At 40.0% G+C, this 11,967-nt stretch carries 14 protein-coding genes; all 14 read left to right on the forward strand.

The genetic code is table 11. The features are described from left to right. Positions 1-7 precede the first annotated feature (7 nt). Complete coding sequence (locus tag NYE58_RS17340) at positions 8-1,108, forward strand: Gfo/Idh/MocA family protein (protein WP_341002468.1); 1,101 nt, start codon at positions 8-10, stop codon at positions 1,106-1,108. 19 nt (positions 1,109-1,127) lie between these two features. Continuing rightward, positions 1,128-2,129: a Gfo/Idh/MocA family protein gene (locus NYE58_RS17345; RefSeq protein ID WP_076194274.1), complete on the forward strand. Its 1,002-nt coding sequence runs from the start codon at positions 1,128-1,130 to the stop codon at positions 2,127-2,129. 236 nt (positions 2,130-2,365) lie between these two features. Next, positions 2,366-3,406 carry a hypothetical protein gene (locus tag NYE58_RS17350; RefSeq protein WP_076129344.1) on the forward strand — a complete coding sequence of 347 codons (1,041 nt, stop codon included), beginning with the start codon at positions 2,366-2,368 and terminating at the stop codon, positions 3,404-3,406. Positions 3,407-3,622: 216 nt separating this feature from the next. Beyond that, entirely contained in the window at positions 3,623-5,131 is a 1,509-nt protein-coding gene (locus tag NYE58_RS17355) for a malate:quinone oxidoreductase (RefSeq protein ID WP_076129345.1), read from the forward strand. A gap of 139 nt (positions 5,132-5,270) precedes the next feature. Beyond that, positions 5,271-5,687 carry a GntR family transcriptional regulator gene (locus NYE58_RS17360; RefSeq protein WP_076129346.1) on the forward strand — a complete coding sequence of 139 codons (417 nt, stop codon included), beginning with the start codon at positions 5,271-5,273 and terminating at the stop codon, positions 5,685-5,687. Then, positions 5,684-6,370, forward strand: a complete 687-nt coding sequence (locus NYE58_RS17365; protein WP_341002470.1) for an ABC transporter ATP-binding protein — start codon at positions 5,684-5,686, stop codon at positions 6,368-6,370. Before NYE58_RS17360 ends, NYE58_RS17365 begins: the two co-directional genes overlap by 4 nt. Beyond that, on the forward strand, positions 6,367-7,212 hold the full coding sequence (locus NYE58_RS17370; protein WP_341002472.1) for a hypothetical protein: 846 nt from the start codon (positions 6,367-6,369) through the stop codon (positions 7,210-7,212). The genes NYE58_RS17365 and NYE58_RS17370 overlap by 4 nt, the downstream gene beginning before the upstream one ends. Positions 7,213-7,236: 24 nt before the next feature. Further along, complete coding sequence (locus NYE58_RS17375; protein ID WP_076275689.1) at positions 7,237-8,451, forward strand: hypothetical protein; 1,215 nt, start codon at positions 7,237-7,239, stop codon at positions 8,449-8,451. A 208-nt stretch (positions 8,452-8,659) separates the two neighbouring features. Beyond that, positions 8,660-9,142 carry a DUF2975 domain-containing protein gene (locus tag NYE58_RS17380; protein ID WP_038570783.1) on the forward strand — a complete coding sequence of 161 codons (483 nt, stop codon included), beginning with the start codon at positions 8,660-8,662 and terminating at the stop codon, positions 9,140-9,142. Between the two features lie 10 nt (positions 9,143-9,152). Then, complete coding sequence (locus NYE58_RS17385; RefSeq protein WP_076129351.1) at positions 9,153-9,368, forward strand: helix-turn-helix domain-containing protein; 216 nt, start codon at positions 9,153-9,155, stop codon at positions 9,366-9,368. A gap of 2 nt (positions 9,369-9,370) precedes the next feature. Beyond that, positions 9,371-10,147: a DUF817 domain-containing protein gene (locus tag NYE58_RS17390; protein WP_076135041.1), complete on the forward strand. Its 777-nt coding sequence runs from the start codon at positions 9,371-9,373 to the stop codon at positions 10,145-10,147. Positions 10,148-10,331: 184 nt separating this feature from the next. Further along, positions 10,332-10,988: a CatB-related O-acetyltransferase gene (locus NYE58_RS17395; RefSeq protein ID WP_076219090.1), complete on the forward strand. Its 657-nt coding sequence runs from the start codon at positions 10,332-10,334 to the stop codon at positions 10,986-10,988. Positions 10,989-11,138: 150 nt separating this feature from the next. After that, positions 11,139-11,654 (forward strand): GNAT family N-acetyltransferase, encoded by a 516-nt coding sequence (locus NYE58_RS17400; RefSeq protein WP_340394238.1) that lies wholly within the window; start codon positions 11,139-11,141, stop codon positions 11,652-11,654. Between the two features lie 30 nt (positions 11,655-11,684). Further along, positions 11,685-11,921, forward strand: coding sequence for a DUF3977 family protein (locus NYE58_RS17405; protein ID WP_076194262.1), 237 nt, complete (start codon positions 11,685-11,687; stop codon positions 11,919-11,921). The last annotated feature ends 46 nt before the right edge of the window (positions 11,922-11,967 follow it).

Genomic DNA, 11,967 nt, shown 5'->3' on the forward strand with positions numbered 1-11,967 from the left:
GGTTTCTATGAATCGAAAAAATGGGATGACCTATGCACCAACGTATGAATCCAAACCCGTAGTGAAGGCGGGGGAATTCATCATTGCCGCTATTGCCCTAGATCACGGTCATATTTACGGGATGTGTAACGGACTGGTTGAGGCAGGGGCAGAGCTGAAATGGGTATATGATCCGGACGAGGAAAAGGTCAGAAGTTTTATTAGTAAATATCCCGGTGTCAAAGCTGCCGGATCAATGGAAGAAGTTCTGGAAGATCCCGAAGTACAATTAATTGCAGCGGCCGCAATTCCATCTGAACGAGGACCTTTAGGCAATAGAGTAATGGCTCACGGTAAGGACTATTTTACGGATAAAGCCCCCTTTACGACCCTGGAACAGCTTGAATCCGCTAGAGCAATGGCAGCTGCAACCAATAAGAAATATATGGTCTACTATAGTGAACGCCTTCACGTTGAAAGCGCTATCTATGCGGGGCAGCTGATTCAACAAGGCGCTATTGGCCGTGTCCTGCAAGTCATTGGATTAGGGCCACATCGTCTAAATGCTCCTAACCGGCCGGAATGGTTTTTCCAAAGGGAGAAATATGGTGGGATTCTATGTGACATAGGCAGTCATCAAATAGAACAATTTTTGTATTATGCAGATTGTCAGGATGCTTCGGTTATTCATAGTAAAGTGGCCAATTACAATCATCCGACTTATCCCGAATTAGAGGATTTTGGTGATGCTACTCTTGTAGGGGACAATGGGGCAACACAATATTTTCGCGTGGATTGGTTTACCCCTGATGGGCTGGGCACTTGGGGAGACGGGCGCACGATGATTATGGGGACTGAAGGATACATTGAACTGCGTAAATATACTGATATAAGTCGTTCAAATACACCGGATCATGTGTACTGGGTCAATGGGGAAGGGGAACATTATGAGCATGTAGCAGGGAAGGTTGGTTTTCCTTTCTTTGGTGAGCTAATCCTTGACTGTCTGAATCGGACAGAGCTGGCGATGACACAGACCCATGTGTTCAAAGCTGCCGAGCTATGTCTGAAGGCTCAAGAGCAAGCGATCAATCTAACCCCCAGCAATACTCAGATAACGATGGAATGATGAACGGAGGGTAATATAGATGAAAGAACTTGGAGCAGCCATTATTGGATGCGGAGCCATTTTCCCTCTTCATGCAAAAACATTAACAGGCATCGATGGTGTGAGACTACTTGCGGTTGCAGATATTGATGCTGATAAAGCATTGCAGACGTCTAATGAATATGACTGCCAAGCCACTAATGATTATAGAGAAATTTTAAAGGATGACCGTATTCATGTTGTACATCTCTGTACGCCTCATTATTTACATGCAGAGATGGCTACGGAGTTGTTACAAGCAGGAAAACATGTCCTTACCGAAAAGCCTATGGCGGCAGATCTTCCTTCAGCCAGACGAATACTTGAAGCCGCACAGCAAAGCACAGGTCAGCTTGGTGTGGTGTTTCAGAACCGTTATAATGATGCCTCGATGTATATTAAGCAGGTGATTGACTCAGGAATATATGGGAAGCTGCTCTGTATGAAAGGAATCGTGACCTGGCACCGTAGCGAAAGTTATTATAGCGATAGTAACTGGAGAGGACGCTGGTCTACGGAAGGTGGAGGTCTGCTAATTAACCAAACCATTCATACACTGGATTTACTTCAGTGGTTTGGTGGAGAGGTGGCATCGGTGAAAGGGAGTATTACCACGGATGTGCTAAATGGGGTCATAGAGGTAGAAGATACCGCCCATGCCTGCATCGATTTCACTAGTAATGTCAGAGGGCTTTTTTATGGTACAAATACCTATCTGGAGAATTCTCCAGTGGAGCTGGAGCTAGTTTTTGAAAAGGGTACTATCAACCTCCGCAGAGATCATTTATATCTTTGGAAGGATGGAAAGGAAACCTTGCTGTGCGAGCCTAGTTTCAGTGCCACGGAAGGTAAATCCTATTGGGGCACCGGGCATAAGAGACTGATTGAGGACTTCTATGAGCATGTCGCCAGGGGTCAAAAGTTTTGGTTGGATGGTGCTGAAGGGATAAAAGCGCTGGAGTTGGTGGCGGGGATTTATAGTTCATCGCAGAAGGCTGAATAAATGATAAATAAGCTGTATCAAAAGTAGAGTAATCTACGAATGATACAGCTTATTGTATTTTAATGTAAAACACTTGTACTCAATCCTCCTAAATCAACGAAACTCTAAATAACCTGTAACCTTCCTTGGTAGCTTGTCCATGGGGGTGATTTATGTAATTATGTTCTTGGGTAAGTAATTCGTAGATTTACAATAAATATACACTGATGATTAACGGCAAGTAGGAGGGATTAGGAATGAGTGTTACATGGAAAAGAAGGATTCTGATCAATGATCCTATTTCACTAGATCCAGTTCAGATTCAGCAAGACTTGTACAGCGGCAACCAAGTTATTGTCCAGTTCTCTGATCCATCGACCTATGGTTCGATTCTGGATGAAGTAAATGAGCTTTGCGCGCGTTTTGATGAAAATTTTGGAGTGCGTTTTTATGGCCACTATTCTGTATCCTTTGATTGTGAGACACTCCTGCAGATTCCAAATGTTAAAATGCTGCTGCTGAATTGTCTTCACCAGGCACATAACACGAACGTATTGGCTAAGCTGAATAACCTGTATAGTCTGAGCGTGGGGATATATGAGCTTGAAAATCCGGAAATTCTGAGTATAGATACGTTACGGTCTCTAAGTATTTTAAATATTAGCTCGGAGAAAAAGATGCTTAATCTGGAATACCTAAAAGAATTCTCCCGTTTAGAACAGTTGCATGTTATAGGTAAGGTTAAAAACCTTGATGCTATTGGAGATCTGGAGGATCTTACCTATCTCGCGCTGCACTCCATCAGCAACAAACCCTTACATTTTATTAATCGGCTAAAGAAATTGAAAGACCTACGTATTTTACTTGGAGGCAGAGAACATATTCAGGACATCGAAGAAAATGAAATCGAGAGCCTGGAAATTTGTAGAGTCCGTGGCTTTCATGACCTGAGTAATATTTCGGTTTTTCGTGCGTTAAAAAAGCTTGTGATTGAAGATCAAATCCAGCTACGTGAGATTAACTTTGATCAGCAGATGAAGGCACTGGAAGAGCTAACGATTATGAATTGCAAAACATTGGCTCATTTGACGGGAATGGAGCAATTACCTTTTCTGCATAAGCTTCGTATTTTCAAAACGGCGATCGATTTTGATTCATTTATAGAACAAGAGCTTCCAATCGGCTTAACCACAATAGAGTTTGCAACTTTTAAAAGAAAAGTAGATCAGGAAATTCAAAAAACAATAGTGGGGTTGGGCTATCAAAACGGAATTGTCTACAATGAGAACAGGGCATGATGCAGCCTTTTTTTGTTCCATAAATCTTGAGGACTTATTTCTATCTTTTTTACAAGCTTTTAAATATTTTATTTTTTTCATATAATAGTAGATATTAAATTTATAAATAATTGTAATACGACATGATAAGGTTATAATTGATACAGAAAAGGTGTGACGCCTAAGAAGGAGCGCCCACATCCTTTCTGCAAAATTCAGGGGATAAGGATGGTAATAATGGGCAAAAGTGCAACTGATACAGACGTCATTTTAATTGGTGCCGGAATCATGAGTGCGACTTTAGGAACACTTTTGAAGGAATTAGTACCGGAATGGAAAATTAAAGTATTTGAAAAGCTTGAAAAAGCAGGGGAAGAAAGCTCTAATGAATGGAATAATGCAGGAACCGGGCATGCGGCGCTCTGTGAGCTTAATTATACTGTTGAAAAGCCAGACGGATCTATAGATATTAGCAAAGCTATTCAGATTAATGAACAGTTTCAGCTTTCGATGCAGTTTTGGTCTTATCTTGTAAATCGCAAGCTGATACATACTCCCCAGGACTTTATTATGCCGTTACCTCATATGAGTTTGGTGCAAGGGGAGAAGGATATAGCTTTTTTAAAGAAAAGATTTGAAGCGCTCTCAAAAAACCCATTATTCCAAGGGATGGAATTTTCTGCTGACTCTAAAAAACTGATGGAATGGATTCCGCTTATTATACAAAATCGTCCTGCGAACGAATCCATTGCGGCTACAAAAATTGACTCTGGAACGGATGTTAACTTTGGTGCTTTAACGCGTATCTTATTTGAGCATTTAAAGAGTAAAAACGTCGATCTTCACTACAAACATAGTGTCAATAGTATGAAGCGCAACAGTGCTGGCTTATGGGATCTAAAAATCAGAAATGCCAGCGGTAACATTGAACAACATACAGCGAAATTTGTGTTCATTGGTGGCGGGGGAGGAAGCCTGCACTTACTGCAGAAATCCGGTATTCCTGAAGGAAAACATATCGGTGGATTCCCAGTAAGCGGTATTTTTATGGTGTGTAATAATCCGGAAGTTATTGCGCAGCATCATGCCAAAGTATACGGCAAAGCTAAAGTTGGAGCCCCTCCAATGTCCGTACCGCACTTAGACACAAGATTTATCGACAATAAAAAATCACTGCTATTTGGACCATTTGCCGGCTTCTCACCTAAATTTTTAAAAACGGGCTCAATGTTTGATTTAATAACTTCTGTGAAACCGGATAACCTCATAACAATGCTGTCGGCAGGTGCTAAAAATATGTCATTAACAAAATACCTGATCGAACAAGTGCTGTTATCGAAAGAAAAACGTCTGGAAGAACTGAAAGAGTTTATCCCCAATGCCAAAATTGAAGATTGGGATCTTGTTGTAGCTGGTCAGCGTGTGCAAGTTATCAAAGATACAGAAGCTGGCAAAGGCACACTTCAATTTGGTACGGAGGTTATTAGTGCCGCTGATGGTTCGGTCGCCGCATTGTTAGGGGCTTCCCCTGGAGCTTCTACGGCTGTTCACGTGATGCTTGAAGTGCTTAACAAATGTTTCCCTCAATATATAAAAGAATGGGAACCCAAAATTAAAGAAATGATTCCTTCTTATGGTTTGTCACTAATGGATAATCCCGTGCTTCTGCAGAAAATTCACACTACAACAGCAGATACACTGGGTTTAGGTGGAAAAGAACATGTTTTTAATCAAAAGGTGTTTTAGTAATAAAAGAGCTGCCGAGAGGCAGTTTTTTTTTTTGCTCAAATCTGAACTATTGACACAAAAGTGTATTACACGTATAGTACATAAATGAGATGTATGAACCACTTAGTACACACACTTAGTATATGGAGTTGGTTGTATGACAGAAGAACAGAAATCAGGCGTCAGCTTTAATATTCGTGAGCCGGTATATATTCAAGTTGTGCGTCATTTCAAGGAACAGATCGCCACAGGGCAAATCGGAGCGGGAGACAAAATTCCTTCACGGCGTGAACTGGCATCAGTAATGAAGATTAATGCGAACACGGCGCAGAAGGCATATAAGGAAATGGAGGAACAGGGTTTGATCGTAACAGAAGGGAATTCCCCGAGCCGAATTACACAGGATCAGCAAATCCTAAACTCGATTCGAGCTGAATTAATCGAAAGTGCAGTGGATATATTCATCAGCTCCATTCAGAATATTCAAATTCCAGTTGAAGAACTGGTAGAGATCATAAAGACAAAATATACATCCGAGCGCAAGTTATCTCCAGAGGGTGGTGACACAAGATGATCCAAGTGAATCAGATGGTGAAGAATTATGGATTCAAGAAGGTACTAAATGGCGTTAGCTTCACTGCTGCCAAGGGAGAGATTACCTGCCTGATCGGAATCAATGGTGCCGGGAAGTCAACAGTGCTGAAGTCCATCATGGGACTGACACCATTCAAAGGGGAAGTCTTAATCGATAATGTATCACTAACACCTGCGATGTATGAGAAAATCACTTTCATTCCAGATTCGTTAACGATGCCCTCTAATATGCGAATTGCTGATTGCTTGAGCTTTATGGCTGACTTTTATCGGAATTGGAACGCTGAACGTGCAAAGGAAATGCTTAAGTTCTTCCGACTGAGCTCTTCAGATCGCGTATCCTCATTGTCGAAAGGGATGGCTGCGAAGGTGAATTTGTTGCTGGGACTTGCCTTGGATTGTGATTACATTCTAATGGACGAGCCGTTCTCGGGAATTGATATGTTCAGCCGCGAGCAAATTACTGATGTGTTCACGAGTGAATTGATCGAGGATCGTGGTGTGATTATTACAACTCATGAAATTAACGATATTGAGCATTTAATTGATAAAGCGGTCTTGCTACAGCACGGGAAGGTAGAAAGTGAATTCTACTGTGAAGAAGTTCGCGAGCAGGAAGGTAAGTCCATTACGGACGTAATGAGAGAGGTGCACATGAAATGAGAGCTTTTGTGAAGCTATTGAATTTTGAAATGAACCGATTTGCCAAAATATATATTGGACTCATGGTGCTGACAGTTGCCTTGCAGCTTGCAGCAGTCACCATCGGTGCTAATCATTGGCTGGATTCTGCGAATGAGGCAATGAGAGTGAATCAGTGGACGCTTGAGCAATATCACAATGTGACTGGATATATTCAGCTAAACAGTATGCTGTATGCTCGCTATAATGGACTTCTATATTTCGGACCCATATTTTTGAGCATAACAGTGTTGCTAATATATAGCTGCTTCATCTGGTACCGTGACTGGAGAGGTAAAAATACGATAGTATATCGCCTGCTCACCTTGCCATCCAATCGGGCGAATTTGTATTTTGCCAAGCTGGTTACGATCTTGCTATTCGCATTTGGACTTGTTGCCCTGCAAATTGTGCTTGTGCCACTGGAGCGTTTGATAGCACAGTCGATTCTTCCTGCTGAACTATATCGGAACATCTCGGTATTTGATTATTTGAAGTATTCTACTGTGCTTAAAGTTCTGGTTCCGCCCTACTTTTCTGAGTTTGTTCTATATTATGGACTGGGCATTACGGGCTTGATCGTCTTGTTCACAGCGATTCTAATGGAGCGGAGCTACAGACTGAAAGGGATCGGCTTTATCTTATTATACTTAGCGGTTCTAGCTGGATTAGCCTCAATACCCTATCTTATGGGTTATAGCAGATATGATAGCTACTTCTATCCCGGAGAAATCATAGGTGCTTGTCTCGGATTAATAGTGATTATTGCTGGAGGTTCGCTTTGGTACAGCTTGTATCTATTGCGTAAGAAAATATCGGTATAATTGAAGGGGTATGGAGGTTAGGGAATGAGAAAATATATGGTTACCGCCGTTCTTGTAGTGTTCTCGGTTGTTACAATCGGGACGTATTATGTACAGGCCTCACAAGAGACACTACCTAATTATAAGCTGACGATGGTTCAAGGGGATGCTTCTCTCGTTGAAGGTATAGCCTTATACGGAAATTATCTGACTAAGGATAGTGTTTTTGGCATCAAACGAGCTAATATCACTACAAATGGTACAGATTATCCAGATGAAAAGTTAACGATCAGCCAAAGCTTAAACCGAAGACCAGTGAATACACAATTGGATAAATGGAGGGATCAGCATCGTCAGTTCATGCGTGGAAAGAAGAACTTAGCTGGGTTCTATGAAAATCAGGATATGCTTGCTTACGTGAATTGGACCGTAGATAAGCAGCAATCAAATGATTCATCAGCGAAGAAAAATGCTAGACTCAGTATTTCTGTGCTTAATAAGCAGAAGGATAATACGCAGGAAATCAGATCCGATATCAATGTGGATCATGATATTTCAGATATCTATGTACAAAATGTACAGCTTGTTGATCAAGAGCTTGTTGCAATGGTGTTTTTGAATCACGGCGCCAAAGGTTATGTAACTGAACCGCAGATTATCCGTGTTAATCTAACAACAAAGGAGATTACGAATGAGCCGCTCGTATTACCAGGAGCTAAATCTGAAGCAGCAAATGGGGATAATCAATTCGTTAGGTTAGCCAATCAAAATCTGGATCACTCGGATCAATGGATTTTAACGGTTAGTAAAGATAATCATAAAAAGGCATATCAAGTAGATGTTGCAACAGGACAAATCTCGCCGCTCGCGTTCCAAGGGCATGAAATGTTATTGAATAATATTATGAATGCGTATGGACAGAAAATTTATTTCCTGCAAAAAGCTGTATCGGGTAAGGAGAATATAGGATTTACTGTGATTTCTTACGATCTCGTGAGTAAAGAATATGAGACTACTCTGAAGAATACAAATATAGATTTAAGTGAAAACATTACCTATGATTTTAAACAAGACTATCTCTATATTGTGGGTTATAAGAATATGGGTAATAAGTACTTCAAAGGTAATCGTCTGTATGTATTCAATTTGACAAGCGGTAACCTTGAATACGAAGGAAAAGCAGTATCAACAGAGGTTACAAATCAGGCTGAAGATGAAGCTAACATGGATTTGAATTTTATCGATCTCGGTCAGTATTAGAATTACTTGTAGAATAGAAAAATAGAGATAAAGAGATATGAAAAGGTACCAAGGCCGAGCTAATGACTTCTAATAGTCAATTAGCTCGGCCTTTTAGTCGAAAATTATAAAACAACCAATAATCACTGTATATCGATTAAAATATATTGTAAAACGATAAATAATGTGATAAATTCAATTCACAATAAATCTGTGAGGTGTGTTTTTTATGGAAAGAGGATCAACACTTTTTTTAAGGGCAGCGGTTATTCTTATTGGTATCCCGGTGCTTGCTTTGTGCATATTTGTGGTGCCGGAAATAGCGAGTTTCGCAGCAGAACTGTATCCGGATTATAGTTTATTGAAATATCTCATTGCCATTGATTTGTATGCCTCGGCGATACCTTTTTACTTTGCACTGTATCAAGCTTTTAAACTGTTAGGCTATATTGACAAAAACAATGCTTTCTCGGAAATGTCTGTGCAGGTTTTAAAGAAAATAAAATATTGTGCAATCATCATCAGTTGCTTGTATGTAGTTGGTATGCCACTCTTTTACCTCATGGCGGAGAAAGATGATGCCCCAGGGATTATAGTCATCGGCTTGATTATCATTTTTGCCTCCATGGTGATTGCCGTTTTTGCTGCAGTTCTACAAAAGCTTTTAAAAGAAGCTATTGATATAAAATCAGAAAATGACTTAACTGTCTGAGGTGAAAACAATGGCGATTATAATTAATATCGACGTGATGCTGGCTAAAAGAAAAATGAGTGTTACTGAGCTTTCGGAGAGAGTTGGAATAACAATGGCTAATCTTTCTATATTGAAAAATGGAAAAGCAAAAGCGGTGCGATTATCAACGTTAGAGGCAATTTGTAAGGCTTTGGAATGTCAGCCTGGAGATCTATTAGAATACAAAAATGATGAGGAAACATAAGAATGAAGTCAATAACACAATTACTGCATTTCGGATATCATCAGGCGATGAGTTGCATATTTCCTGTTGCGATTTTTGGGACTTTAGCTCTTTCTAACATAATAGAAATGCCTTTTCTTTACCGTTATGATGCCATTCTTCTAATACTGCTTACAGTGCAGTACCTCATGTACCGTACTGGATTAGAGACACTGGATGAAATAAAAGTAATCTGTGTGTTCCACGTTATTGGTTTATTGCTGGAAATCTATAAGGTAAAGATGGGTTCATGGGCATACCCTGAGCCAGGGTTTACGAAGGTGTTTGGTGTACCCCTCTATAGTGGATTTATGTATGCAAGTGTCGCAAGCTTTATGTGCCAGATATGGCGAAGATTGAAAATGGATATGACCGGTTGGCCGGGGCTTGCTTCAGCGGGATTGTTGGGAGGAGCCATCTATTTAAATTTTTTCACACATCATTTCATTCCTGATTTTCGTTGGTGGCTGACAGCGCTTGTGGTTGTTGTCTTCTGGAAAACATGGATCATTTATAGGGTACGGACGGTTACCTATCGAATGCCCTTGACACTGGCCTTTTTTATTGTAGGATTTTTTATCTGGTTAGCTGAAAATATCGCTACATTTTTTAATGCATGGAAATATCCTGATCAATATCAAACGTGGCAACTGGTTAGTTTCAGTAAGATCAGTTCGTGGTTCCTTCTAGTGATCATTAGCGTCATTATAGTTGCCCAGCTTAAACATGTTAAGGCTAGCCGTAATCCGATAAATTCATAATTGAGCTGAGTTCGGACAATACGGTTGATTTGACGAATAAATCATTCGTTTGTTACAATGACGGCATCAATTAGGAAAAGGATGAGGACGATGGTTCGTCGTTTGAAAAGGTTTAAGAATGTCGCTACTGCATCAAGCTTCTAAGTATAAATGAATTACATTACTTAGAAGCGAGGGAAAGAAAATGAAACAACATCAGTTTAGCCACTGGTCTGAAACTAAGTATTTAAAGGATATTGTCACCAACCCAATGATAGAGGTAGGAGAGTACTCTTACTACTCTGGTTATTACGATAATCTTGATTTTGAAGATGGGTGTGTCAGATACCTTTGGGGTGATGAACAATCAAGAAAGTTGTTTAATCCCAGTGAAGATTATGGCTGGCATTTAGATAAATTGAGTATAGGAAATTATGTTTGTATTGCTAGTGGTGTAATTATTCTCATGGGTGGGAATCACAATCATCATCCTGAATGGATTACCGTGTATCCTTTTGTAGACCAGATTGCAAACTCTTACGAATCCAAAGGGGATACAATCATTGCTAGTGATGCCTGGATTGGGATGAATGCAATGATTATGCCCGGTGTGAAAATAGGCGAAGGTGCTATTGTTGCGGCAGGATCAGTTGTTGTAAAGGATGTCCCAGCGTATACGATAGTAGGCGGCAATCCTGCTAAAGTGATCAAGCAACGGTTTACAGATCAAGAAATCGAAAAGTTAAAGGAAATGCGCTGGTTCGATTGGAAACGTGAGAAAATTGAACAAGCCACGTCTATCTTTTCCAGTTCATCTATTGATCAATTATATGACTTTTACCTTAAAGAAATAAAAAAATAACAAAATCAGAACAGGCTGCCGGTATATTCGGCAGCCTGTTCTTTTATCTGACAGGTTAGTTTAACAATAATTGTTTTTTACCAGATTAATCCTAATTAGTATGTTAATATAGGAATGGACTCATTTAATAAGTTAGGAGGAAATTATATTATGGCCTTACCTTTACAAATCCGTCGAATGACACAAAACGATATTGATATTATACATATGGGGTTATCTGAGCATGACGTAAGCCAACCTCTTGATTATGTCCAACGTTGTTGGCAAGAAAATCAAAATGAAAAGCGAGTTACACTTTTAGCTTTTTGTGAAAATGAGTTTGTTGGATGGGGACATGTGGTATACAGATCGGAATATCCTTATTTTGCAGAGAATAATATACCTGAAATTCAAAACTTTGACGTCATCCCGCCATTTAGGAAACGTGGGGTAGGAAGTGTATTAATTGAAGCTCTTGAAAAAGATGCTTTTACTATATCTAATACTATTGGTATTGGATTTGGATTATACGCTGACTATGGAACCGCACAACGGATGTATATAAAGCGTGGTTTTATCCCTGATGGGCGGGGAATCATGTACGATAATAAGCCTGTTGAGCCTGGGGCACATGTTTGTGTGGACGATGATCTCTGCCTTTATCTTATAAAAACTATTGAGCAATAAAAGCAGCTCATGTACGGGGGGAGATAGATTCTGAAGTATATCGAATTTGGTCTCGGCAATACATGGCTTATTAGAACTGAAACGGAGTTAGAGGATGGAACGGAATATGAAGAAAAAGGCATAGTGAAACCGGTAAAGTTCCGCTCATTATATTTAAGGATTTGGATTGGCAAAACTGTAATCATTCTAGACTTAAAACAAGGCTTGAAAATATGTAAGAAGAGTCGTAAATCGTTGAAGATTATTTTTGGTATAACAAGTCTTTAGGTTAAGTATGAGAAGGTTGCCGTCTAAATGAACAAATGCAGGAGAC

This window comes from Paenibacillus sp. FSL L8-0708 (assembly GCF_038009325.1).
Classification (GTDB): Bacteria; Bacillota; Bacilli; order Paenibacillales; family Paenibacillaceae; genus Paenibacillus_AQ; species Paenibacillus_AQ odorifer.

Excerpts from the sequence above, each read along its gene's own strand:
- NYE58_RS17350 (WP_076129344.1), top strand. The coding sequence starts at position 2,366 with ATGAGTGTTACATGGAAAAGAAGGATTCTGATCAATGATCCTATTTCA.
- NYE58_RS17390 (WP_076135041.1), top strand. The coding sequence starts at position 9,371 with ATGAAGTCAATAACACAATTACTGCATTTCGGATATCATCAGGCGATG.
- NYE58_RS17380 (WP_038570783.1), top strand. The coding sequence starts at position 8,660 with ATGGAAAGAGGATCAACACTTTTTTTAAGGGCAGCGGTTATTCTTATT.
- NYE58_RS17340 (WP_341002468.1), top strand. The coding sequence starts at position 8 with ATGAATCGAAAAAATGGGATGACCTATGCACCAACGTATGAATCCAAA.
- NYE58_RS17370 (WP_341002472.1), top strand. The coding sequence starts at position 6,367 with ATGAGAGCTTTTGTGAAGCTATTGAATTTTGAAATGAACCGATTTGCC.
- NYE58_RS17355 (WP_076129345.1), top strand. The coding sequence starts at position 3,623 with ATGGGCAAAAGTGCAACTGATACAGACGTCATTTTAATTGGTGCCGGA.
- NYE58_RS17395 (WP_076219090.1), top strand. The coding sequence starts at position 10,332 with ATGAAACAACATCAGTTTAGCCACTGGTCTGAAACTAAGTATTTAAAG.
- NYE58_RS17375 (WP_076275689.1), top strand. The coding sequence starts at position 7,237 with ATGAGAAAATATATGGTTACCGCCGTTCTTGTAGTGTTCTCGGTTGTT.
- NYE58_RS17345 (WP_076194274.1), top strand. The coding sequence starts at position 1,128 with ATGAAAGAACTTGGAGCAGCCATTATTGGATGCGGAGCCATTTTCCCT.
- NYE58_RS17400 (WP_340394238.1), top strand. The coding sequence starts at position 11,139 with ATGGCCTTACCTTTACAAATCCGTCGAATGACACAAAACGATATTGAT.
- NYE58_RS17360 (WP_076129346.1), top strand. The coding sequence starts at position 5,271 with ATGACAGAAGAACAGAAATCAGGCGTCAGCTTTAATATTCGTGAGCCG.
- NYE58_RS17365 (WP_341002470.1), top strand. The coding sequence starts at position 5,684 with ATGATCCAAGTGAATCAGATGGTGAAGAATTATGGATTCAAGAAGGTA.
- NYE58_RS17385 (WP_076129351.1), top strand. The coding sequence starts at position 9,153 with ATGGCGATTATAATTAATATCGACGTGATGCTGGCTAAAAGAAAAATG.